The sequence below is a fragment of the Roseateles depolymerans genome (genome assembly GCF_003387155.1).
Lineage (GTDB): Bacteria > Pseudomonadota > Gammaproteobacteria > Burkholderiales > Burkholderiaceae_C > Roseateles > Roseateles depolymerans.
Map to the genome: position 1 here is coordinate 936,827 of NZ_QUMT01000001.1, position 19,144 is coordinate 955,970.

General features: G+C 67.8%; 21 protein-coding genes and 2 pseudogenes. 17 read left to right on the forward strand and 6 right to left on the reverse strand.

Annotated features, from left to right (window positions below; all coding sequences use genetic code 11):
* The first annotated feature begins 30 nt into the window (after positions 1-30).
* From DES44_RS04075 to DES44_RS04095, 5 genes are all read left to right on the forward strand, one after another.
* A complete protein-coding gene (locus tag DES44_RS04075) occupies positions 31-699 on the forward strand; it encodes a histidinol-phosphatase (protein ID WP_058936101.1) in 669 nt (222 codons plus the stop codon).
* Positions 696-2,411, forward strand: coding sequence for a polynucleotide adenylyltransferase PcnB (pcnB, locus tag DES44_RS04080; protein ID WP_058936100.1), 1,716 nt, complete (start codon positions 696-698; stop codon positions 2,409-2,411). The genes DES44_RS04075 and pcnB overlap by 4 nt, the downstream gene beginning before the upstream one ends.
* Positions 2,412-2,494: 83 nt before the next feature.
* On the forward strand, positions 2,495-3,031 hold the full coding sequence (gene folK / locus DES44_RS04085; RefSeq protein ID WP_058936099.1) for a 2-amino-4-hydroxy-6-hydroxymethyldihydropteridine diphosphokinase: 537 nt from the start codon (positions 2,495-2,497) through the stop codon (positions 3,029-3,031).
* Between the two features lie 278 nt (positions 3,032-3,309).
* Positions 3,310-3,957, forward strand: coding sequence for a DUF47 domain-containing protein (locus tag DES44_RS04090; protein ID WP_058936098.1), 648 nt, complete (start codon positions 3,310-3,312; stop codon positions 3,955-3,957).
* A gap of 14 nt (positions 3,958-3,971) precedes the next feature.
* Positions 3,972-4,982: an inorganic phosphate transporter gene (locus tag DES44_RS04095; protein ID WP_058936097.1), complete on the forward strand. Its 1,011-nt coding sequence runs from the start codon at positions 3,972-3,974 to the stop codon at positions 4,980-4,982.
* A 133-nt stretch (positions 4,983-5,115) separates the two neighbouring features.
* Here DES44_RS04095 and DES44_RS04100 read toward each other — a convergent pair whose 3' ends face one another.
* Positions 5,116-5,586, reverse strand: a complete 471-nt coding sequence (locus tag DES44_RS04100; protein ID WP_058936096.1) for a TM2 domain-containing protein — start codon at positions 5,584-5,586, stop codon at positions 5,116-5,118.
* A gap of 116 nt (positions 5,587-5,702) precedes the next feature.
* Positions 5,703-6,245: pseudogene (locus DES44_RS04105) on the reverse strand (GNAT family N-acetyltransferase); the annotation flags it as partial.
* Between the two features lie 279 nt (positions 6,246-6,524).
* On the opposite strand from DES44_RS04105, the gene rpsP reads away from it, so the two are divergent.
* From rpsP to DES44_RS04135, 6 genes are all read left to right on the forward strand, one after another.
* On the forward strand, positions 6,525-6,794 hold the full coding sequence (gene rpsP / locus DES44_RS04110) for a 30S ribosomal protein S16 (RefSeq protein WP_058937532.1): 270 nt from the start codon (positions 6,525-6,527) through the stop codon (positions 6,792-6,794).
* A 25-nt stretch (positions 6,795-6,819) separates the two neighbouring features.
* Complete coding sequence (gene rimM, locus DES44_RS04115) at positions 6,820-7,440, forward strand: ribosome maturation factor RimM (RefSeq protein ID WP_083525762.1); 621 nt, start codon at positions 6,820-6,822, stop codon at positions 7,438-7,440.
* Positions 7,441-7,518: 78 nt separating this feature from the next.
* Positions 7,519-8,307 (forward strand): tRNA (guanosine(37)-N1)-methyltransferase TrmD, encoded by a 789-nt coding sequence (gene trmD / locus DES44_RS04120; protein WP_058936095.1) that lies wholly within the window; start codon positions 7,519-7,521, stop codon positions 8,305-8,307.
* Between the two features lie 301 nt (positions 8,308-8,608).
* Positions 8,609-8,962, forward strand: coding sequence for a 50S ribosomal protein L19 (gene rplS / locus DES44_RS04125; protein ID WP_058936094.1), 354 nt, complete (start codon positions 8,609-8,611; stop codon positions 8,960-8,962).
* A gap of 165 nt (positions 8,963-9,127) precedes the next feature.
* Complete coding sequence (locus tag DES44_RS04130) at positions 9,128-9,856, forward strand: NUDIX hydrolase (protein ID WP_058936093.1); 729 nt, start codon at positions 9,128-9,130, stop codon at positions 9,854-9,856.
* A 51-nt stretch (positions 9,857-9,907) separates the two neighbouring features.
* A complete protein-coding gene (locus tag DES44_RS04135) occupies positions 9,908-10,897 on the forward strand; it encodes a CobD/CbiB family protein (RefSeq protein WP_058936092.1) in 990 nt (329 codons plus the stop codon).
* A gap of 27 nt (positions 10,898-10,924) precedes the next feature.
* Here the strand turns inward: DES44_RS04135 and DES44_RS04140 are convergent, their stop codons facing one another.
* A complete protein-coding gene (locus tag DES44_RS04140) occupies positions 10,925-11,785 on the reverse strand; it encodes an SDR family NAD(P)-dependent oxidoreductase (protein ID WP_083525761.1) in 861 nt (286 codons plus the stop codon).
* A 9-nt stretch (positions 11,786-11,794) separates the two neighbouring features.
* Entirely contained in the window at positions 11,795-12,430 is a 636-nt protein-coding gene (locus DES44_RS04145; RefSeq protein ID WP_058936091.1) for a pseudouridine synthase, read from the reverse strand.
* Between the two features lie 58 nt (positions 12,431-12,488).
* On the opposite strand from DES44_RS04145, the gene DES44_RS04150 reads away from it, so the two are divergent.
* Positions 12,489-13,895 (forward strand): Gfo/Idh/MocA family protein, encoded by a 1,407-nt coding sequence (locus DES44_RS04150; protein ID WP_058937529.1) that lies wholly within the window; start codon positions 12,489-12,491, stop codon positions 13,893-13,895.
* A gap of 25 nt (positions 13,896-13,920) precedes the next feature.
* Here DES44_RS04150 and DES44_RS04155 read toward each other — a convergent pair whose 3' ends face one another.
* Positions 13,921-14,397 carry a protein-tyrosine phosphatase family protein gene (locus tag DES44_RS04155; protein ID WP_058936090.1) on the reverse strand — a complete coding sequence of 159 codons (477 nt, stop codon included), beginning with the start codon at positions 14,395-14,397 and terminating at the stop codon, positions 13,921-13,923.
* A 133-nt stretch (positions 14,398-14,530) separates the two neighbouring features.
* On the opposite strand from DES44_RS04155, the pseudogene DES44_RS25450 reads away from it, so the two are divergent.
* From DES44_RS25450 to DES44_RS04170, 4 genes and pseudogenes are all read left to right on the forward strand, one after another.
* Positions 14,531-14,929 (forward strand): annotated as a pseudogene (locus DES44_RS25450) (VOC family protein); the annotation flags it as partial.
* A 24-nt stretch (positions 14,930-14,953) separates the two neighbouring features.
* Positions 14,954-15,859 carry a questin oxidase family protein gene (locus tag DES44_RS25455; protein ID WP_375137509.1) on the forward strand — a complete coding sequence of 302 codons (906 nt, stop codon included), beginning with the start codon at positions 14,954-14,956 and terminating at the stop codon, positions 15,857-15,859.
* The gene (locus DES44_RS04165; RefSeq protein WP_116001293.1) at positions 15,856-17,223 is read left to right on the forward strand and encodes an MFS transporter; all 1,368 of its coding nucleotides are present in this window, start codon (positions 15,856-15,858) and stop codon (positions 17,221-17,223) included. The genes DES44_RS25455 and DES44_RS04165 overlap by 4 nt, the downstream gene beginning before the upstream one ends.
* Entirely contained in the window at positions 17,220-17,954 is a 735-nt protein-coding gene (locus DES44_RS04170; protein ID WP_058936089.1) for a helix-turn-helix transcriptional regulator, read from the forward strand. The genes DES44_RS04165 and DES44_RS04170 overlap by 4 nt, the downstream gene beginning before the upstream one ends.
* A 71-nt stretch (positions 17,955-18,025) precedes the next feature.
* Here the strand turns inward: DES44_RS04170 and DES44_RS04175 are convergent, their stop codons facing one another.
* Positions 18,026-18,499, reverse strand: a complete 474-nt coding sequence (locus DES44_RS04175; protein ID WP_116001401.1) for a thioesterase family protein — start codon at positions 18,497-18,499, stop codon at positions 18,026-18,028.
* Positions 18,500-18,608: 109 nt separating this feature from the next.
* Here DES44_RS04175 and DES44_RS04180 point away from each other — a divergent pair, with 109 nt between their 5' ends.
* Positions 18,609-19,127, forward strand: coding sequence for a YbaK/EbsC family protein (locus DES44_RS04180; RefSeq protein WP_058936087.1), 519 nt, complete (start codon positions 18,609-18,611; stop codon positions 19,125-19,127).
* The last annotated feature ends 17 nt before the right edge of the window (positions 19,128-19,144 follow it).

The window sequence follows — 19,144 nt, forward strand, 5'->3', positions numbered from 1 at the left end:
TTCCCTCACCCCTGCCAAGGAACTCGCATCGTGGACCTGACCCTGTTCGACCTGGACGGCACCCTGATTCCCCAGGACTCGGACCATGCTTTTGGCGCCTACATGGTGGAGATCGGCTGGGCGGACGGCCAGGCCTGGTCGGCGCGCAACGACCAGTTCTATGAGCAGTACCAAAACGGCACGCTCAAGCTGGACGAGTACATCGACTTCGCCACCTCGGTGTGGCGGGCCCGCCCGCTGGAGGAAGCCCTGGCCGCCCGGGCCGCTTTCATGGATCGGGTGATCGCCCCGATGTTGCGCGACAATGCGCGCGCACTGGTGCAGCGGCACCTGGACGCCGGGGATCTGGTGGTGGTGGTCACGGCCACCAATGAATTCGTCACCGAACTGATCCCCAAGGTCTTCGGCATCGACCATCTGATTGCGGTCCGGCTGGAGCGGGACTCGCAGGGCCGCTACACCGGCCGCATCGACGGGGTGCCGTCCTTCCAGGGCGGCAAGGTGGTGCGGGTGCGCCAGTGGCTGGAGCAGCAGGGCCGGCGCTGGGAGGACTTCGAGCGTGTGCATTTCTACAGCGACTCGATGAATGACCTGCCGTTGCTGGAGCAGGTCAGCCATCCGGTGGCCACCAATCCCAGCGCGGCGCTGGACACGCTGGCGCGCGAGCGCGGCTGGCCAATACTGAAGTTGTTCGAATGATTAAAAAACTGATCAACAAGTTGCTGGGCAAGCCTGAGGGCAGCGCCTCGAAGGCGACGCCGCTGGGCAAACGCGTCGAGATCACCGCGGAAGAACACCGCATCGACCCCGACCTGCTGGATGAACGGGGGGTGAAGGTCGTCAAGGGCCTGACCGACGCGGGCTTCGAGGCCTACATCGTCGGCGGCGCCGTGCGCGACCTGCTGCTGGGCCGTCGCCCCAAGGACTTCGACGTGGCCACCGATGCCACCCCGGAAGAGGTCAAGAACCAGTTCCGCCGGGCCTTCATCATCGGCCGCCGCTTCCGCATCGTGCACGTGGTGTTCGGTCGGGGCCGCGAGCATGAGGTGATCGAGGTCTCCACCTTCCGCGCGCTGCTGACGCAGGACGACGCCGAGCAGGTGCAGGGCAACGAAAAGACGTCCAAGGACGCACTGGCCGGCAAGTCCCATGTGGTGGACGCCAGCGGCCGGGTGCTGCGGGACAACGTCTGGGGCCCGCAGGTGGAAGATGCGGCCCGTCGCGACTTCACCGTCAACGCCATGTATTACGACCCGCAGCGCCAGCTGGTGGTCGACTACCACGGGGGCCTGGCCGACAGCCGCAAGAAGATCCTGCGCATGATCGGCGACCCGGAGACGCGCTACCGCGAAGACCCGGTCCGCATCCTGCGTGCCGTGCGCTTTGCCGCCAAGCTGGGCTTCACCATCGAGCCCAAGACCCGTGCGCCCATCCAGTCGATGTCCGCCTTGCTGGCCAATGTGCCGCTTTCGCGGATGTTCGATGAAATGATCAAGTTGCTGCAGACCGGCCACGCCCTGGCCAGTCTGGAGGAGCTGCGCAAGCAGGGTCTGGCGCGGGGCATCTTCCCCATCCTGGACGCGGTGCTGGACGACAACGGCGCGTTGCCGGACAACGTGCATGGCCGCTTTGTCCGCCTGGCCCTGGAAGACACCGACAAGCGGGTGGCTGAAGGCCGCTCGGTGGCCCCCAGCTTCATGCTGGCCTGCATGCTGTGGGGCGAGGTGCAGCAGCGCTGGACCCGCCTGATCGCGGGCGGCGAAGGTCCGGTGCCGGCGCTGCAGCAGGCCATCGACCTGGTGTTTGATGCCCGCGTGGGCGACATCTCCGGTCGCGGCAAGCTGGCGGCGGACATGCGCGAGATCTGGATGATGCAGCCGCGCTTCGAGCGCCGCACCGGCAGCGGTCCGCACCGCCTGATCGAGCAGCCGCGCTACCGCGCTGGCTTCGACTTCCTGGCCCTGCGGGCCGAGGCGGGCGAGATCGACGCCACGCTGGCCGACTGGTGGGAAGACTTTGCGCTGGGCAACGAGGACGAACGTCGTGCCTTGCTGGACCAGGCGCGTGAATCGCAGCGCCAGACCTCGCCCAAGAGCCGCGGCAAGCAAGGCGGCGGCCGGGTGCACCAGGTGGCGCGCGGCGCCGTGAGTGATGCGGCCGGGGAACCGGCAGCTCGCTCCGCCGGTGGAGCCGGCCGTGGGGCAGCCGCCGATTCTCGCGGGCAAGGCGATGCCGATCGCGATGACGACGACCTGGACGACCGCGACCCCGCTGCCGACTTCGGCGCCGAAGGGGACAGCACGCGCGCGAATCCGGCGCGCAAGCGTCGCCGCCGTCGCAAGCCCAAGGCTGCGGGCGGGAGTGCCGGCGGTGAAGCGGGCGGCGCGGGCAGTGCTGGCGGAGAGGGCTGAAGCCCTGCGCTTGCAGCCATGAACCGCAGCGCTGACTGTGAGCCCTGGGCCTCGTACGGGGCCCTCCAGCGAAGGGCCGCCTCGTGACGCCTGACGTTTCCTCTGCGAGCGCCTTCATCGCCCTGGGCGCCAACCTCGGGGCCCTGCGAGCGACCCTGGAGGCCGCCCTGGCCGAACTGGCGGCCTGGCCCGGCATCCGGCTCCGGGCCGTCTCCAGCGCCTGGCACAGTGCGCCCGTGGGCTGCGAAGGGCCCGACTATCTGAATGCAGTGGCCGCCATCGACACCACGCTGGCGCCGCTGCCCCTGCTGGACGCCCTGCAGGCCATCGAGCAGCGCCACGGGCGTGAGCGTCCCTATGTGAATGCCCCTCGCACACTGGACCTGGACCTGCTGCTCTACAACGACCAGCAGATCCGCACGGAACGCCTGACGGTGCCCCATCCCCGCCTGCATGAGCGGGCGTTCGTGGTGCTGCCGCTGCTGGAGCTGGCGCCGACCTTGGTGGTGCCGGGCCTGGGCCCGCTCAGCAAGTATGAAGCGGCTGTCCAGGACCAGGCCCTGACCCGAACGCTCGAACCCTTGACTTGGGAACCGTTGGGTCCTGCCCACAAACGCTGACTGATTGAGGCGGCCTCTGGTGGCCGTCGTAGCCCGTTCGGGCCCCCTCCGGTATGCCCCGGCCATGACGCGCCGGCCCTGGATTTCCCTGGCGTCAGCCCACATTCCCCGCGGCGCCAAAGCCCCACAGAACCCCGTGGACATCGCGGAAAAAACGGCGCGTGTTCCCTGCTGATCGGCCTGCCTGGCAGCGGGCCCCCATCCCCAATCCGGTGGGCCCGGCTACACTTGCGGGCTTGCCGTATGACGCGGCGATGAAATTTTTGTGACGAGAACCCATGTTTTTCGGCAAGTTACTGCCCCGTGAGGGCAATTTTTTCGAGCTCTTCAATCAGCACGGTGCCCAGATCGTGGAGGGCGCCCGCGCCTTCATGCTGATGATCCAGAACTACAACGACCTCACGCTGCGTGAAAAATACGCCGCTGAAGTCGACAAGGCCGAGCACCATGCCGACCGGATCACCGCCGAGGTGAACCGCCTGCTGCATCGCACCTTCATCACGCCGATCGACCGGGAGCAGATCCACGGCCTGATCAATGCGATGGACGACATCCTGGACCTGCTGCAGGACTCCTCCGAGACCATGCAGCTCTACGACGTGCGCTCCATCCCGGAAGAGGTGCTGCGCCTGGGCGACCTGTCCGCCAAGTGCTGCGAGCGGGTGCAGCATGCGGTGTCGCTGCTGCCCAAGCTGAGCGAGTCGCTGACGGCAGAAGCCGCCATCAAGACCTGCGAAGAGATCGACAAGCTGGAATCGGATGCGGACCGCGTCATGCGCGCCGCCATGTCCAAGCTGTTCCGTGAGCAGCCGGACGTGCGCGAACTGATCAAGCTCAAGGCGATCTACGAGCAGCTGGAATCGATCTCCGACCGTTGTGAAGACGTGGCCAACCTGATCGAGGGCATCGTCCTCGAGAACTCGTAATCCGGGGTCGGCTGATGGGAACGATGCAGGTGGCCTTCTGGGTCGTGGCCATGCTCGTGGTGCTGGCCTTGCTGTTCGACTTCATGAACGGCTTTCACGATGCGGCGAACTCCATCGCCACCGTCGTGTCCACCGGGGTGCTCAAGCCGCAGCAGGCGGTGCTGTTCGCCGCCTTCTTCAACGTGGTGGCAGTGGCCTTCTTCGAACTGAAGGTGGCGGCCACCATCGGCAAGGGCAGCATTGCGCCGGGCATCGTGGATCACCATGTGATCTTCGGTGCGCTGATCGGGGCGATCTCCTGGAACGTCATTACCTGGCTGTATGGCATTCCGTCGAGCTCGTCCCACGCGCTGATCGGCGGGCTGGTGGGCGCGGCCATCGCCAAGGCCGGCACCAACGGCCTGGTCATGAGCGGCATTGGCAAGACGGTGCTGTTCATCTTCGTGTCGCCGCTGCTGGGCTTTGTGCTGGGCTCGCTGCTGATGGTGATCGTGGCGTGGCTCTTCCGGCGCAGCTCGCCGCTGCGGGTGGACAACTGGTTCCGGCGGCTGCAGCTGGTGTCCGCGGGCCTGTACAGCCTGGGGCATGGCGGCAATGATGCGCAGAAGACCATCGGTCTGATCTGGATGCTGCTGATCGCCTCCGGTTATGCCTCCGGCACCGACCATTCGCCGCCCACCTGGGTGATCGGCGCGTGTTACCTGGCCATCGGCCTGGGCACGATGTTCGGCGGCTGGCGGATCGTGCGGACCATGGGTCAGAAGATCACCAAGCTCAAGCCGGTCGGCGGCTTCTGCGCCGAAACGGGCGGGGCGATCACCCTGTTCCTGGCCAATGGCCTGGGCATTCCGGTCTCCACCACCCACACCATCACCGGCGCCATCGTCGGGGTGGGCTCCACGCAGCGGGCGTCTTCGGTGCGCTGGGGCGTGGCCGGCAACATCGTCTGGGCCTGGATCTTCACCATCCCGGCGTCGGCCTTCATCGGTGGTGTCTTCTACTGGCTGAGTTTCACGCTGTTCTGAGGTCGCGTAGGCGCTGCGGCGATCTCGAGCGCAGCGCCCCGCACCAACAAAAAGGCCCTGATGCCGGCCGCTGGATTCAGCGGGGGCTCAGGGCCTTTGTCATGGGGCTACTCGCTCAGGCTACTGGCTCAGGCTACTGGCTCAGTTCCTGCGCCGCTTCCACCTGGGATTCAAAGTAGCGCTGCGCCGAGAAGGCCAGCGTCGCCATCAGGCAGGCGCCGCCCACCATGAGGCAGGCCACCACGCCCAGCACCGGCCCCCAACCGGTGCGCTGGGGCGGCAGGCCGGGGTTGTGGCGCTCGTTCCAGCGCTCATCCGGCGTCAGGCCGTGAAGAATGCCCGCCAGCATGCTCTGGGCCAGCATCAGGCCCAGCAGCGGAATCAGCAGCCAGGCCAGATGGTCGTCCTGGCCGAGTGTGTCCATGCGGTGCACGCCATACAGGCCCAGCAAAGTCGGGAGCGGATGGGCCCAGGCCCAGCGGTCCTGCAGGCCGTAGAGGTAGAAGCGGTGGAGACCGAAGCTGCCGAGCGCAAAGCTCAGCCAGGTCGCCACCGTCTTGGAGCGATAGGACCGCTCCTGCGAAGGACCGGCCACGGTGCTCATGCGGCGGGGGCGGTGTCAGCGGCGGGCGCTGACGGTGCGGAGGGGGCCGCCGATGCAGCGGCTGCAGCGGGTGCCGTGGCCCCGGCAGGCGTGGCCGCGGCGGCCGGCGTGGCGATCGGGCTGCTGGTGTCGCCCTGGCCCAGCTGGCGCTGCATCAGCACCACATCCAGCCAGCGGCCGAACTTCCAGCCTGCCGACTTCAGCAGTCCGTTCTGCTCGAAGCCCAAAGTGCGGTGCACACCGATGGAGCCCAGGTTCTGGGAATCGCCGATCACCGCAATCATCTGGCGGGCACCGGCGGCCTCGCAGCGGGCCACCAGCTCGGCCAGCAGCAGCCGGCCGATGCCCTGGCCCTGGGCCTGCGGGGACAGGTAGATCGAGTCTTCGACGAAATAGCGGTAGGCCAGCCGGGGGCGGAAATAGTTGGCATAGGCATAGCCCAGCACCTGGCCGTCCCGCTCGGCCACCAGGTAGGGCAGGCTGCGGCTGAGGACTTCGGTGCGCCGGCGCGCCATCTCGGCACGGTCGGGCACGTCGGTCTCGAAGGTGCCGGTGCCATGGAGCACCGCATGCTCGTAGATCTGCTGGATGGCAGGGATGTCACCCTCCATGCTGGGACGAATCACGAGGGGAGCGGTACTGCTTGGGGATGTGGTCATTGGGGGAGGAGGACAAAGCGTCAAACCCGAGTTTATAATGCCCGGTTTTGGCGCTGGCTGACAGGTGTGAGTTCTTGGCTGAAGTTCTGGGGTGAAAGCCCTGAGGAACTTGGATGTTGAGGGCGGCTGACAGCGTATCTACAGTGCCACGTCAGAGTCTTTGTGCGGAACCATGCGCCCAACACGCGCGCCGCACATCGCCACTCTACCCTTTGATCTGCTTGCCCCTGTGTGTCTCCCTGGTGCGGTGGAACGCTAGAAAACACTGAAGGATTGATCATGGTCGTGATTCGACTCTCCCGCGGCGGCTCCAAGAAGCGTCCGTTCTACAACCTGGTTGTGACCGACAGCCGCAACCGCCGTGACGGCCGCTTCATCGAGCGCGTGGGCTTCTACAACCCCGTGGCTTCGGGCAATGCCGAATCCCTGCGCGTCGCTCAAGACCGCGTGGCGTACTGGGTGGGCGTGGGCGCACAGCTGTCGCCGTCCGTCGCTCGTCTGGTGGACGTGGCCAAGAAGGCTGCCGTCGCTCCGGCCGCTGCTGCCTGAGCTGATTGACGTCTGACATTTGTCGATGAAACACGCGCCTGACCTGACCGATGACCTGTCCACCGCCATGCCGGAGGACGCCATTGAAGTCGGGCGTGTGCTGGACGCCTGGGGCATCAAGGGCTGGATCAAGATCCTGTCCCATTCCGCCGATGCCGACGCGCTGTTCAATTCCCGCCGCTGGTTCCTCAAGCCCAGCGAACGGGTGAATGGTGCGCCGCCCCGCCCGGGCGCTCCTTCCGCCGGGACCCCCGTCCCGCCGGTGCTCAAGATTCTTTCGGTGCGCGACCATGGTGACGGCATCGTCGCCCAGGCCGAAGGCGTGTCGGACCGCAGTGCGGCCGAAGCGCTCAAGGGCGCGCGCATCTTTGTTTCCCGCTCCACCTTCCCCCAGACCGATCCGGACGAGTATTACTGGATCGACCTCATTGGCCTGACCGTGGTCAACCGCGAAGGCCAGACCCTGGGTGAAGTGACCGACCTGATCGACACCGGCCCGCACTGCGTCCTGCGCATCGTGCCGCCCGGTCTCACGCCGCCGGTCAAGCCCGAGCAGGAGATCCTCATCCCCTTTGTCTCCGCCTATGTGGGCGATGTGGACATGTCCGGCCGTCGCATCACGGTCGATTGGGGCCTGGACTACTGATCCGGCCGCCGGTGCGGCGCTGCGTCCCGGACCTGCTCACCGCTGACCGCCCACCGCTTCGCTGTCCAGACCAGCCCCATGCGCTTTGATGTCATCACCCTGTTCCCGGAGCTCTTCGAGCCCTTCCTGCGGGCCGGCGTGACGCGTCGTGCGTACGAGAGCCGCCAGGTGGACGTGCGCCTGTGGCCGCTGCGCGACTACGCCGAGGACAACTACCGCCGCGTCGATGACCGGCCTTACGGGGGCGGGCCCGGCATGGTGATGCTGGTGGAACCCCTGGAGCGGGCCATGACGGCGGTGCGGGCGGATCGCGCGCAGGCTGAGCCGGTGGTGATTCACTTCAGCCCGACGGGACGCCATCTGGACCAGTCCCTGGTGCGCGAACTGGCCACCGGGCCCGGCGCCATCCTGCTGTGCGGCCGTTATGAAGGCATCGACCAGCGCTTCCTGGACCGTCACGTGACGATGGAAGTGAGCCTGGGCGACTTCGTGCTCTCCGGGGGAGAGCTGCCCGCCCTGGCGCTGATGGACGCGGTCACCCGTCTGCAGGAGGGGGTGCTCAATGATGCGGCTTCCCACGAGCAGGACAGTTTCTCCGATGGCCTGCTGGACTGTCCGCACTACAGCCGGCCGGAAGTGCTGGAAACACCGGCCGGGGTGCAGGCCGTGCCGCCGGTGCTGCTGTCCGGCCATCACGCCGACATCGCCCGCTGGCGCCGGGAACGCTCGCTGGCGCTGACGCAGCAGCGTCGTCCGGAGCTGATCGAGGCTGCACGGCGTGACGGCAAGCTCAGCCGCAAGGACGAAGCTTTTCTGGCCAGCCTGTCCGGCACGGACAAGACCGCCAAGGGCCGGTCCGGGGCTTGAGCCCTGAAGTCGTTTAAAGCGCCCAAAGCGCTTAAAGCGCCGAAAGCCACAACCCACCGGCCTCTTGCTGTTTGACGGTCCGGTTTGCGCGTCTATAATCGCGGGCTTTCCCGATCCTCTGTCCGGCCAGGCTTTCCGAATTCCTCGGGCCTACCAAGGGCGGTGTGTGTCTCAAGACCTTGTGTCGCAAGACCGTGTGTCTCAAGACCACCATCCCCCAGACATGATGCACCGGGCGTCCAACGCCCCACCATCGTTTCTGACAACGCATTTGCGCGGGCACGATCACTAGGAGTCATTTGTGAACCTGATCCAGATCCTCGAGCAAGAAGAAATTGCTCGCCTGAACAAGACCATCCCCGCGTTTGGTCCTGGCGACACCGTGATCGTCAACGTCAACGTCGTGGAAGGTACCCGCAAGCGGGTGCAGGCCTACGAAGGCGTCGTGATTGCCAAGCGCAACCGTGGCCTGAACTCCAACTTCATCGTCCGCAAGATCTCCAGCGGCGAAGGCGTGGAGCGTACGTTCCAGACCTACAGCCCGCTGATCGCTTCGATCGAAGTCAAGCGCCGCGGTGACGTCCGTCGTGCCAAGCTGTACTACCTGCGTCAGCGTTCGGGCAAGTCGGCACGTATCAAGGAAAAGCTGGCCTGATTGTTGGCCAGATTGCGGGTCGGTTCGCTGGCCTGCTCTTTGGCCGCTGCCGGACCGCTCAGGTCCCCGCAGGACCCGCGCAAAACCGCTCGAAACCGCTCCAAGGCCTCGCCTCGGAGCGGTTTTTTCATTCCCGGCATACTGCAGGCGCTCACTGACCTTTCCATGCCCACGCTGCCGATTCGTCCCGCCATCGAGGAACCCTGGCTGGTGCCCGTCACCGGCACCGATGCCCACCTGCCGGCGGTCCCGGCCGACCGGCTCAGCGCTGAGGCGCTGCGGGAGCGATTCCTCCGTCCACCGCCCTTTGATCCGGAGATTCCGGGCGACGGCGGCCTGCTGACCGAGCGAGCCCCCACCCAGGCCTCGGTGCTGGTGCCGCTGGTGCAGCGTCCACAGGGTTTGTCGGTGCTGCTGACGCAGCGCACCGCCCATCTGCGGGACCATGCCGGCCAGATCAGCTTCCCCGGAGGACGGGCCGAACCCGAGGATGGTTCCCCGGAACGCACCGCGCTGCGCGAGGCCGAAGAAGAAATCGGCCTGCCGGCGCCGCTGGTGGACATCATCGGCCAGTTGCCGCTGTACCGGACGGTGACGGCCTATGAGGTGACGCCGGTGGTCGCGCTGGTGCAGCCGTCTTTCGATCTGCGGCTGGATACCGGCGAAGTGGCCGAGGCCTTCGAGGTGCCGCTGTCCTTCTTGATGAATCCGGCCCATCACCGCCGCCACCGCTTCGAATGGGACGGCGGCTCCCGCCAGTTCCTCTCCATGCCCTGGACAGGGACAGGTCTTGCAAGCGCCCCCGCTGCCGCGCCGCCCGCCCCGCGCGAATTCTTCATCTGGGGGGCGACGGCCGCCATGCTTCGCAATCTGTATCGTTTTCTGCTGATCTGATTCCGGTCGAATGCGGCTGGGTTCGCTGGTGTCCCGCTATCATCCCGGGCCATGAACCTCATCGCGGTCTTGCTCGCTCTGATTTGCGAGCAGCTCAAGCCTCTGCCGCACGGCAATCCTGTCCATCAGGGCATGATTGCCTGGGTGCGCTGGACGGGGCGCAATTTCGATGCCGGCCGCTCGCACCATGCGGCGGTGGTCTGGTCCATCACGGTGGTGGGCCCGGCGCTGCTGGTGGGCTTGCTGGCCATGCTGCTGCACCGCTACAGCCTGGTGCTGTCGCTGGTGCTGGATGTGCTGGTGCTCTACCTGACCCTGGGCTTCCGGCAATTCAGCCACTACTTCACTGACATCCGCGACGCCCTGGAGCGCGGGGACGAGCTGGAAGCCCGTCGCCTGCTGGCCGAATGGCGCCACCTGGATGCAAGCGAGCTGCCCCGCACCGAGCTGCTGCGGCATGTGCTGGAGCACTCCCTGCTGGCCGCGCACCGGCATGTGTTCGGCGTGTTCTTCTGGTTCGTGCTGCTGTCGGCGCTGGGCCTGGGCCCGGCCGGTGCAGTGCTCTACCGCATGGCCGAGTTTGCCGGCCGCTACTGGGCCTTCAAGAGCCGCACGCTGGACGCACCGACCAATGAACGGCTGATGCAGCTGTCACGCCGTTTGTTCGGGCTGATCGATCACGTGCCGGCCCGCCTGACCGCCACCGGTTTTGCCATCGTTGGCAACTTCGAAGAAGCGGTGAACGGCTGGCGGCGGGACGCTGCGCTGTGGGCGCACAGCAACGAAGGCATCATCCTGGCGGCCGCCGCCGGGGCGGTGGGGGTGCAGCTGGGCGGCAGTGCCGCTCCCGGTGTCACGCCGGACCGCAGCAAGACCTTCGATGCGGGCGGCGACATGGACGCCACCGGCGCTGAGGGCTCTACGGGAGGCCAACCGCCACAGCTGGGCCACCTGCAAAGCGTGGTGGGCCTGGTCTGGCGGTCGGTGGTGCTGTGGATGCTGCTGATGGGCTTGCTGCGCGCCGCCAACATGCTGGGCTGAAGCGCCCGGCGCCTCAAGCGCCGGGTTTCATGCCTCCCGCACATCGGCCAGCACCTGCTGGCCGAAGTCGTCTCTGGCGAGCCAGCGCAGCACCTTGCGGGCCGTATCCTGCGCACTGGCCAGTTGGCCCTCCGTCTTGAACGCCACGAACCGGTCCCGGTCCGGGAATCCGTCCGAGGCGCCGCTGCGGATGGTGGCCTGCATGTCGGTGTCGATGATCCCCGGCGCCAGCGACACCACCCGTGCGAACGGCCGCCCCTGCGCCGCCTTCACTGCCTCGTCCAGCGCCATAGCGCGGCTCAGGTTGTCCATGCCGGCCTTGGCGGCGCAGTACACCGCCGATCCGGCCATCGCCCGCCGACCCAGGCCCGACGAGATGTTGAGAATGCGGCGATCCCCCGCCCACGTGGCGGTCGCTTCCAGAAAGGCCGCGCTGATCAGCAGCGTGGCTTCCAGGCCCACCCGCAGCGCACCGGACAGGACCTCCAGCGTGCTGGCCTCCACCGGCCCCGGCGACGGGATCACCCCCGCGTTGTTCACCAGGTTCACGGCGGCCCAGTCCTGAGGCTGGGTGCGCAGCCAGTCGCCGACATGGCGGGCGATCACCAGCGGCTCGGCCAGGTCGGCCTGCCATTGCTGCAGCGGGTAGCCGTGCTCGCGGGCGAACTGCTCCAGGGCGTCGCTGCGCCCCCGTGCAATGCCCACCACCTGATGGCCGGCCTGCAGGCACTCACGCGCCAAGGCTTCCCCCAGCCCGCGGGAGCTGCCGGTGATCAGGGTCAGGGTGCGACCGGCGGCGCTGAGCGTCTCATCGGCCGCGCTGAAGGCCTGCGGCGCCGACGAGTCGCGGACGGCAGGCGCGGAAGGGGAAGCAAGGGATTCAGCCATGGAAGCTCCTCAAAATTCGACAGGGCAATGAAGGATCAGGGCGCGCTCGCCCAGCAAGGCCGGCAGCGACAGGTCACGGGCATGCAGCAGCAAGCGCGGCGCCTGCGCCTGCACCGGTGCTGGCGCATACAGCGTGTCGCCCAGGATGGGGTGGCCGCAGGCCAGCAGATGCACGCGCAGCTGGTGGGAGCGACCGGTGACCGGTTCCAGCCACAGCCGCGTGGTCAGGCCTTGCGGATCGCGCTGCACCACGGACACGCGGGTGAGGCTCGGTTTGCCGACCTCGAAGTCCACCTTCTGCCGCGGGCGGTTGGGCCAGTCGGCGATCAAGGGCAGGTCGATGTCGAACCGGTCCTGATCCACATGGCCACTGACCACCGCTTCATACCGCTTCTCCACCTGCCGCTGCGCAAAGGCGTCGCTGAGCGCGCGCTGCATGGCTTCACCGCGGGCGAAGACCAGCAGACCCGAGGTCGCCTGGTCCAGCCGGTGCACCACCAGCGCCTCGGGAAACTCGTCGCGCACACGATGCCAGGCGCAGTCCTGCTTGTCTTCGCCGCGGCCTGGAACGGCCAGCAGGCCGGCCGGTTTGTGGATGATGATGCGCTGTGCGTCCACATGCATCAGGGGGAGGGCGTTGGACATGGGGTGATTGTCGCGGCGACCGTATCATCGCGCGGCACAAGACGCGGAGATGCGCACGATGGATGACCAAGACCGGCCCGACCACCCCGACCGACGCCGCCTGCTGGGCGGCCTGCTCAGCACCGGCGCCGCCACGGCCCTGGCAGGCTGCGCCTCGGGCGGCCCGCTGGCGCCGCTGCCCACCGGCAACAAGAGCGTGATGGGTCTGAAGGCGCCGGCGCTGCAGGAAGTGCGTGTCGGGCTCATCGGGGTGGGACAGCGCGGCGCCGAACTGGCGCAGACCTTGTGCCGCATCGAAGGCGCGCGCATCACCGCCATTGCCGACATCGACGCCCAGGCCCTGGACAAGACCTTGTCGGTGATCAACCAGGCCCGCGCTCCGCGGCCCGAGGTCATCACCGGCAGCTCCGGCGCGTGGGAGCGACTGATCGGCCGCGGCGACGTGGATGCGGTGATCATCGCCACCCCCTGGGAGCTGCACACGCCGATGGCGGTGGCGGCGATGAAGTCTGGCAAGCATGTGTTCATCGAGACCCCGGCGGCGCTGACGATCAACGAAGGCTGGCTCCTGGTGGACACCGCCGAGGCCACCCAGCGCCACTGCATGATGCTGGAGAGCTGCTGCTACGGCCGCGAGGAGATGATGCTGCTGAACATGATCCGCCAGGGTCTGTTCGGCGAGCTGGTGCATGCGGAGGGCGCGTATTTCCATGACCTGCGCCAGCAGCTCAAGGACCTGGCCCGTGGCCCCGGCTCCTGGCGCACGCTGCGCTACGCCCAGCACAACGGCAACCTCTACCCGACCCACGGGCTCGGCCCGGTGGCGCAGTACTTCAACATCCAGCGGGGCGACCGCTTCGACTACCTGAACTCGCAGAGCTCCAATGCCCGGGGCCTGGCGGCTTATGCCAGCCGGGAATTGCCGCCCGGCCATCCTCATGCGCGGCTGCCCTACATCACCGGGGATGTGAACACCAGCGTGATCAAGTGTGCCTCTGGCCGCACCATCTTGCTGCAGCACGACACCAGCACGCCGCGTCCCTACTCGCGGCTGAACACGGTGGTGGGCACCAACGGCGTTTTCAGCGGCTTCCCCGACCGGATCGCCATCGAGACGATGGACGGCCGCAAGCTGATGACGGCCACCGGGAAGGACGCTTCGCGCGAATGGGACACCGACATGAAGTCCTGGTTCGACCGCTTCGACCATCCGCTGTGGAAGCAGTTGGGGGCTCAGGCGCAGCAGGGCGGCGCGGGGGGCATGGACTTCGTCATGATGTGGCGCGTCATCTACAACCTGCGGCAGGGGCTGCCGATGGACCAGGATGTGTATGACGCGGCGGCATGGTCGGCGGTGTTGCCGCTGTCCTGCGAGTCGGTGGCCGACCGCGGCAATGCCAAGGACTTCCCGGACTTCACCCGCGGCCGCTGGAAGACGGCACGCCCGCTCGGCGTGATGGCCTGATCCCCCGGGGCCCTTGAGGGCCCGCTCAGAACTGCTCGATCCACCCCGTCTGCACAGCGGACTGCGGATTCGATCCCGCCTTCTGAACCGCTTCCACCGCCTCCTGGGCGCTTTGCCCCAGACGCTTGAGCACACAGGCCGCCAGGGTGCCGGTGCGGCCCATGCCGGCCGCACAGTGCACCAGGGCCCGGTCGCCCAGCTTCAGGCCGTGGGCCAGTTGTTCCACGCCCTGGCGGAACACCGCCGCCTCCGACGCCAGCCCGAAATTCAGCATCGGTAGATGCAGCCAGCGAAAGGGCAGCCGCCCTTCCTTGATCGCCTTGAAGTAGAGCGGCGACAGCGACTCGACCTCGTCCAGCGGGTTCAGGCACACCACCAGATTGAGGCGATGCAGCCGGGCGCCGTCCAGGAAATCCGGCCAGCGTTCACGGCGTCCGGGCATGGAGTGCAGCCACAGACGGCCGGGGATGTCGTCAGGAAGGGGGAGGGCACGAAAACTCATGGCGACATTGTCCGGTCTCCCTGTCGCAGTTGGTGTTAATAAACAAACAGTTTATTTATTAACGGCCTTCGGAGAAGATCGGTTCCAGCTTGTCAGTCCGCCCCACTTTGCCTATTTCGCCGAGGAGCCTTTCATGATCACTGTCCAGGGCATCGACCATCTCGTGCTGCGCGTGCGCGACCTCGCGGCCTCGCTGCATTTCTATGTGGACCTGCTGGGCTGTTCGGTCGAGCGGCGTCAGGACGAGATCGGGCTCGTGCAGCTGAGGGCCGGCGCGCAACTGATCGACCTGGTGACGCTGGACGGCCGCATCGGTCGCGCCGGTGGTGCCGGCCCCGGCCGCGAGGGGCGCAACATGGACCACTTGTGCCTCCGGGTGGACACGCTGGACGAGCCGCGCCTGCGCCGCTGGCTGGAGCGCCAGGGCGTGACGGTGGACAGCTACGGCTCGCGCTACGGCGCGGACGGGGAGGGGCCCTCGCTGTATCTGTTCGACCCGGACGGCAACGAGCTGGAACTCAAGGGTCCTCCGTGGCCGCAAGGCCTGCATGAGGCGCTGGACGAAGCGCAGGGCTACGACACTTACTACCCGTCCGGATCCCTGCGTCTGTTCAACCACCTGCCGATGGTGCTGGGCGCGCTGGGACGCCTGGGGGCGCCGTTGCAAGCCTATCGCCTCCAGCTCGAGCACTGGCGCCGTCTGGGGGTGCCGGCATCGCCGCTGCCCGACCCTCTGCCGACGCTGGAGGAGGCGCTGCCGCGCCTGCTGCTGTCTGCGGAGCAGGACGCCTTCCATGCGGCCATCCGGCTGGCTTATGCCTTGCAGTCGGGGCATGCCGCGGAACAGCGAGCGGCCCTGGCGGCGTGGCTGGCCAAAGCGCCGGAAGCGCACGAGGAGGCAGCCCCCCGCACCTTGGACGGCGCGCTGTCCCTGCGCGACACCCTGGCCCAGGTGAGGGCGGATGACCGGCTGCCTCTGGAGGCCCGCAGCGGCACGCTGATCGTGACCCGGCTGCAAGCCGCGCAGGCCTTGCCCGGCTTCAACGATTACGCAGACAGGCCTCGCCTCTCGCTGGACGATCTGGCGGAAGCGTCGCTGGCGATCTATCTGGCGACCCATGACTTCACCGCGCTGCACCTGGTCACCGGCACCCATGCCTTGCGGGTGCTGATCGAGGCGGCGCAGGCGCGTGAGCTCGACCTGGACCTGCCGCGCATCCTGCGCAACTTCTGGCGGGCCTTGCTGGCGGCCTACATCGCCCTGCGCCGACCCGAACCCGCCTGGGGCCTGGTGCATGTGGGCCGTGCCGACGAAGCCGACTGGCAACGGGCTCTGCCCGGCCTCTTCGAGAGCCTGAACGACCATCGCATCAAGCTGGCCGATGCTGCCCGCGAGGAATGGCGGCATCGGGGCTGGCCCGGCTATGCCTTGTGCCTGGAGCCGCTGGGGGCCGCACAATGAGCGCTGTGCAGAACTCCGACGCTCCCACCCCGGCCGACGCCTCCGCCCCGGCCCCCGCCTCCGCTTCGGTCCGGGACGCAGCCCCTGCCTCCACGTCCACATCCACGCCCTTGCCCACGCCAGCGCCGCAAGCACCCCTGCGCCACCCCCAGCTGCTGCTGTGGACGGTGTGTGCCCTGTCGCTGATGAGCACGGCCGGTGTGGCGTTGCCGTACCCCATCCTGGCGCCCATCTTCGTGGGCGGACCGGTGGACAGCTTCACCCATTTCGGCGGCCTGGCGCCAGAGCTACTGATGGGCCTGGCACTGGCGGTCAACCCGGCCGGCATCCTGGTGGGCAGTCTGTTTGTTGGGCCGATGTCCGACCGCTACGGCCGCCGCCGGGTGCTGAGCATCACGCTGACGGCCACCTTGATCAGTTATGGCCTCAGCGCCCTGGCGCTGGCCGAGCGCAACTACCCGCTGTTTGTGCTGTCCCGGTTCGTGACCGGCCTGACGGAAGGCAACGTGGCCGTCGTGCGGGCATTGCTGGCGGACTGGCATCCGCAACTGGACCGCACCCGCAGCTTTGCCTGGCTCAACGCGAGCCTGTACATCGGCTGGCTGGTGGGCCCCTTGCTGGGCGGGCTGACGCTGCCGCTGGGCGAGGCCGTCCCGTTCATGGTGTCCGCGGCGATCCTGGTGCCTTGCCTGGCCCTGCTGCTCAACAGCCTGCCGGATGACCGGCCCCAGCGAGCGACCGCAGCCGCGTCCACCCAGCCACCAGCGCAGGAATCCCTGCTGAGGGCCATGCGACGCCAGCAGTCGCTGGGTCTGCTCTCGGACCCGGTGCTGCGCCACCTCGCCGCCTTGCAGATGGCCTACACCCTGGGCGTGAATGCGCTGTATGAATTCGCGCCCTTGTGGATGGTGCAGCAGGCGGGCCTGGACAGCCGCGGCATCGCGCTGGTCACCGCCATCCAGTGCGGTGCGATGACGGCGGCCAGCATGCTGGCGGCACGCATCGGCTCCGGGCGCACGCCGCTGCGCAGGGCAGCGCGTTTTGCCGTGGTCGCGTCCATCGGCCTGCTGGCCCTGAGCCTGGCGCCGTCCTGGATGGGTCTGGCGCTGATTCCGCTGCTGGGCGTGCCGCTGTCGTTCTACAACGCGTTGATGCCGGCCTGGATGTCCGAGCGGTTCGCCGCGTACGGGCAGGGCCGGGTGATGGGCTTGCTGACCACGGTCTTCTGTCTGTCCAACACCCTGATTGCCCTGATCGGCGGCGGGCTGGGCATGTGGTCCGCGCGGTGGATCATGCTGCTGGGCGGCTGCACCTGCCTGCTGGCCGCGCTGGGTTTCATCCGCTTTGCGAGGACGCATTCATGACGACCGAACTGCCCACCGGCAACGAGGACCGGCTGCTGTTCGAGCTCAAGAGCCGTGGACCTCAGGCGGCGGCGACGCTGGCGGCCGCGCTGGCCATCACGCCGATGGGCGCGCACAAGCTGCTGGCTCGGCTGGAGGCGATGGGGCTGGTGGACGCCCGCGAGGACACCCGCAAAGACACCCGCGACAGCAGCGGCGACGGGGCCCAGGCTGCCCGTGTCGGGCGACCGCGCCGGCTCTGGGCCTTGACCGCCGCGGGTCATGGACGCTTCCCGGATCGCCATGCCGACCTCACGCTGCAGTTGATCCAGCAAGCCCGGGTGCTGTTCGGGGACGCGGGCCTGGACCAGCTCATCACCGCCCGGGAACAGGACAGTGAGCGGCGTTATGCCGCCGCCCTGTCGCGCAGCCAGAGCCTGGCCGAGCGGGTGCGCGAACTGGCCCGCCTGCGGTCGGAGGAGGGCTACATGGCCCGCGCCGAGCGGGCCGGGCGTGACTGGCTGCTGGTGGAGGACCATTGCCCCATCTGCGCGGCGGCGACGCACTGCCAGGGCTTCTGTCGCTCGGAACTCGCGCTGTTCCAACGCTGCCTGGGGCCCGGGGTGAGCGTGGAGCGGTCTGAGCATCTGCTGGCGGGGGCGCGGCGCTGTGTGTACCGAATCGCCGCGGTCAAGGACGCGGTGCTACCCGCCAATGGCGGTTCCGCCGACCCGGCGAGCTTGGCCGGCTGAGCCGGCTCAGTCGGCCCCATCGCCCCCGCCCGGTCCATCGGTCCAATCGGTGCTGGCGGTCCAGCTCCGCTTCAGGACACGATATAGGCCGCAGCCCCGGTCGCCAGCAGGCGGCCTTGCTCATCGGTGAACGCCATGCGGATGTTGGCCACGCGGCTGCCCAGTCGCAGGATCTCGGCCTCGGCGCGGAACAAGTCCCCGATGGCCGGCCGCAGATAGTCCACCCGCAGGTCGATGGTGCCCAGCTTGCCAAAGCGTTCCAGGCGCCGGTCCGGCGCTTCGTCGCGGTGCCGGGCGCTGATGGCCGCCATCGCGGCCAGCCCGCCCAGCGCATCCAGCGTGGCGCTGATGACGCCGCCATGCATGCGCTGATGGGCGTAGTGGCCAATCAGCTCCGGCCGCATCCGCAGATGGGCCCGGGCGGTGGTCTCGGTCAGCGCCTCCACTTTCAGGCCGAGCACCTGGTTGAAGCGGATGAATTCTTCGAAGATCTCGCACAGCTTTCGGGTGAACGCCGGTTCAAAGGGACTGATGACTTCGCTCATGCGGTCCACCATACCGCAGCCCGTGCACGCCCCATCCTAGCGACAGCCCTGAGGGGGTGACGCCTGGGAGACACCGCCGGCCCTGTGTGCACGCGGCACAATGCCGGTCATGAATGCGCCGTCCACTCCCTCTGTTGAACCCCGGTCGGAAGGTTTTGACCGGGTGCGTGCCGCCCTGCGCGAGCGGGACCATGCCCATGAGCCGCTCTGGCTGACCACCTCGGCTCGCAGCGCCCAGGAAGCGGCCGATGCGCTGGGCGTGTCGCTGGGCCAGATTGCCAAGAGTGTGGTGTTCCGCTGCAAGGCGGACGACACGGCGGTGCTGGTGATCGCCGCCGGAGACCGTCGGGTGGACGAGCGCAAGCTGCAGGTCTACACCGGGCCGCTGGGGCGCGCTGATGCGGATTTCGTCAAGGCGCGGACGGGCTTCTCGATCGGGGGCGTGTCTCCGCTGGGCTTCGCGCCCGCCGACGCAGGTGCCGGGCCGCGTCTGTTCATCGACGACAGCCTGTTCCGGTTCGATGTCATCTGGGCCGCGGCGGGCCATCCCAACGGCGTGTTCCAGATGACGCCGCAGCAGTTGGTCGGCCTGACCGGCGCACCGGTGATCGAGGTGATGCAGTCATGAGCGACGCTGGCGCCCCG

Bases quoted from the DNA above. Each gene is read 5' to 3' on its own strand.
- pcnB (WP_058936100.1), top strand. From the start codon at position 696: ATGATTAAAAAACTGATCAACAAGTTGCTGGGCAAGCCTGAGGGCAGC.
- DES44_RS04090 (WP_058936098.1), top strand. From the start codon at position 3,310: ATGTTTTTCGGCAAGTTACTGCCCCGTGAGGGCAATTTTTTCGAGCTC.
- DES44_RS04095 (WP_058936097.1), top strand. From the start codon at position 3,972: ATGGGAACGATGCAGGTGGCCTTCTGGGTCGTGGCCATGCTCGTGGTG.
- DES44_RS04100 (WP_058936096.1), bottom strand. From the start codon at position 5,586: ATGAGCACCGTGGCCGGTCCTTCGCAGGAGCGGTCCTATCGCTCCAAG.
- rpsP (WP_058937532.1), top strand. From the start codon at position 6,525: ATGGTCGTGATTCGACTCTCCCGCGGCGGCTCCAAGAAGCGTCCGTTC.
- rimM (WP_083525762.1), top strand. From the start codon at position 6,820: ATGAAACACGCGCCTGACCTGACCGATGACCTGTCCACCGCCATGCCG.
- trmD (WP_058936095.1), top strand. From the start codon at position 7,519: ATGCGCTTTGATGTCATCACCCTGTTCCCGGAGCTCTTCGAGCCCTTC.
- DES44_RS04130 (WP_058936093.1), top strand. From the start codon at position 9,128: ATGCCCACGCTGCCGATTCGTCCCGCCATCGAGGAACCCTGGCTGGTG.
- DES44_RS04135 (WP_058936092.1), top strand. From the start codon at position 9,908: ATGAACCTCATCGCGGTCTTGCTCGCTCTGATTTGCGAGCAGCTCAAG.
- DES44_RS04140 (WP_083525761.1), bottom strand. From the start codon at position 11,785: ATGGCTGAATCCCTTGCTTCCCCTTCCGCGCCTGCCGTCCGCGACTCG.
- DES44_RS04145 (WP_058936091.1), bottom strand. From the start codon at position 12,430: ATGTCCAACGCCCTCCCCCTGATGCATGTGGACGCACAGCGCATCATC.
- DES44_RS04150 (WP_058937529.1), top strand. From the start codon at position 12,489: ATGGATGACCAAGACCGGCCCGACCACCCCGACCGACGCCGCCTGCTG.
- DES44_RS04155 (WP_058936090.1), bottom strand. From the start codon at position 14,397: ATGAGTTTTCGTGCCCTCCCCCTTCCTGACGACATCCCCGGCCGTCTG.
- DES44_RS04165 (WP_116001293.1), top strand. From the start codon at position 15,856: ATGAGCGCTGTGCAGAACTCCGACGCTCCCACCCCGGCCGACGCCTCC.
- DES44_RS04170 (WP_058936089.1), top strand. From the start codon at position 17,220: ATGACGACCGAACTGCCCACCGGCAACGAGGACCGGCTGCTGTTCGAG.
- DES44_RS04175 (WP_116001401.1), bottom strand. From the start codon at position 18,499: ATGAGCGAAGTCATCAGTCCCTTTGAACCGGCGTTCACCCGAAAGCTG.
- DES44_RS04180 (WP_058936087.1), top strand. From the start codon at position 18,609: ATGAATGCGCCGTCCACTCCCTCTGTTGAACCCCGGTCGGAAGGTTTT.